The organism is Acetatifactor sp. (assembly GCF_982438285.1).
The window spans coordinates 1-2,144 of the sequence record NZ_CEWDFQ010000432.1; the positions used below are offsets into that span (position 1 = coordinate 1).

Annotated in this window: 2 protein-coding genes; both read left to right on the forward strand. The window is 51.1% G+C overall.

The features are described from left to right. Positions 1–1,288, forward strand: a 1,288-nt coding sequence (locus tag AC1WIP_RS14920) for a glycoside hydrolase family 25 protein (protein ID WP_481142572.1), incomplete at its 5' end; no start/stop codon positions are given. A gap of 203 nt (positions 1,289–1,491) precedes the next feature. Next, positions 1,492–2,043, forward strand: a complete 552-nt coding sequence (rfbC, locus tag AC1WIP_RS14925; RefSeq protein WP_481142573.1) for a dTDP-4-dehydrorhamnose 3,5-epimerase — start codon at positions 1,492–1,494, stop codon at positions 2,041–2,043. Positions 2,044–2,144 lie beyond the last annotated feature (101 nt).

Sequence of the window (2,144 nt, forward strand, 5' to 3'; positions counted from 1 at the left end):
GCTCATATCCGTGCTGGTGCTGTACGGCAACAGGGAGAGCCTTTTTGCCGGGACTGTGGAGAGCGGCATGGGTGCGGCTGCTTCGGCGGAGGCAGAAAGGGGAAATCCGGATACCACGCAGGAAGGCAGCGCAGTGCAGAGCCTCCAGGGAGAGCAGGAGGCTCCACAGGCGCAAAGCGCTCCCTCCGGACAGATTGGAAACAATCTGTCCGCCTTCTTAGAGGACGAGACTTTTTTTGACCAAGAGATCAATCCTGTGCTGGAGGCGGCCAGAAATCAGGAAAACCGATTGTCTCTGATGGTGACCTCCGTGGAGAAGGATCTGCGGATACAGATTGTGGACATGTCGGGAGAGCTGGTTTCAGGAGAGAGCTTTTACGTGCGGCTGGACGATTCGGAGGAGTATAAGGATCTGGATCAGGACGGCGTGATTTACATAGGAGGACTCTCTGCGGGGGAATACTATGTAGAGCTGCTCCCCATAGAGGGCTATAAGGTTCCTGCAAACGAGACCAGAGTCCGGGTGAAGGATAAAGTGGAATATCTGGCCATTGAGGATATCTCCCTTTTAATCAAGACGGAGGATGAAATTGATGCGGAGGCGGAGGACTCCGGCGTTCAGGATGCCATAGAGGATGCGGACAGCACCGAGATTAAGAAGCTGCAGACAGCCACCGGAAATTCAAAGGTGGGGATTGATGTGTCAAAATGGAACGGCGATATCGACTGGGACAAGGTGAAAAACGCAGGGGTGGAGTTTGCCATCGTGCGTGCGGGCTATCGCGGCTCTGTGACGGGAAGCCTTGTGGAGGATCCCTATTTTGAAACGAATATGAAGGGTGCGGCTGCAACCGGAATCCCGGTGGGCGTGTATTTCTTTACCCAGGCTGTAAATGAGGTGGAGGCTGTTGAGGAAGCGTCCGCTGTGCTCAATCTGGTCCGGGAATACAAAATTGATTACCCTATTTTTATTGATACAGAAAGTGCGGGAGGAAACGGGAGAGCGGACGGGCTGGACGTAGAAACCAGAACCTTAGTCTGTGAGGCCTTCTGCCGCACCATAGAAAATGCCGGATACCGGGCGGGCGTATACGGCAGCCGCAACTGGTATAACAGCCATCTGGAGACGGCACGCCTGGAAAATTACTGCATCTGGCTTGCGGAGTACAGAAGCATCCCCATTTATCAGGGCTATTATCAAATGTGGCAGTACACCTCCAAGGGCCGTATCGACGGCATCCAGGGAAATGTGGATATGAATGTAAGCTATCTGGGAATTGATGGATAATATCGGAATTGCAAGAGCCATATCTTTCAGCGCAGACACGCTTTCGCTCCGGTCTGACCGCAGCGGTACATAAGGCTGCAAAGGACGCAGCCTAAGTGCCGGCGGCCAGACAGGGTCTGCTTATGAAAGATATGGCAGCCGCAATTTGGTCTTAAAATAAATTTTGCAAATGCAGATATACGAGTGGAAACAGGAGGCATGGAATGGGAAAAATTACAGTGGAGACCTGTGAGATTGAAGGGCTGAAGATTATTACCCCTACAGTGTTCGGCGACGAGAGAGGGTATTTTATGGAAACCTATCATTATGAGGATTACAAGGCGGCTGGCATTGACCGGGTGTTTGTGCAGGACAACCAGTCAGCCTCCAGGAAAGGGGTATTACGGGGACTGCATTTTCAGAAGCAGTTTCCACAGGCCAAGCTGGTGCGGGTCATAAAAGGCCAGGTTTTCGATGTGGCTGTGGATATCAGGCCAGGCTCTGCCACCTATGGAAGGTGGCATGGCGTTTTGCTTTCCGAGGAGAACAAAAAGCAGTTTTTTATTCCTGAAAATTTCGCCCACGGCTTTTTGGTGCTGTCTGACTATGCGGAATTTTGTTATAAATGCACGGATTTTTATCATCCTGACGATGAGGGAGGAATTCTTTATAATGATCCTGACATCGGCGTGGAATGGCCCATCCCGGAGGGGATGGAGCTGATTCTCTCCCAGAAGGACACAAAATGGGGAGGTATTTCACAGCTTCGCCGGTAAATTTGAAAGAGGATGGGCAGTGCAACATGAAGATAAGCAAAAAAGCCGGAATCACTATTTTTAACCTGGCGGGGTTTGCCATGGCAATGATTATTGTGATT

What these genes read in the sequence shown, in the direction of transcription:
- rfbC (WP_481142573.1), top strand. Translation starts at nt 1,492, where the DNA reads ATGGGAAAAATTACAGTGGAGACCTGTGAGATTGAAGGGCTGAAGATT.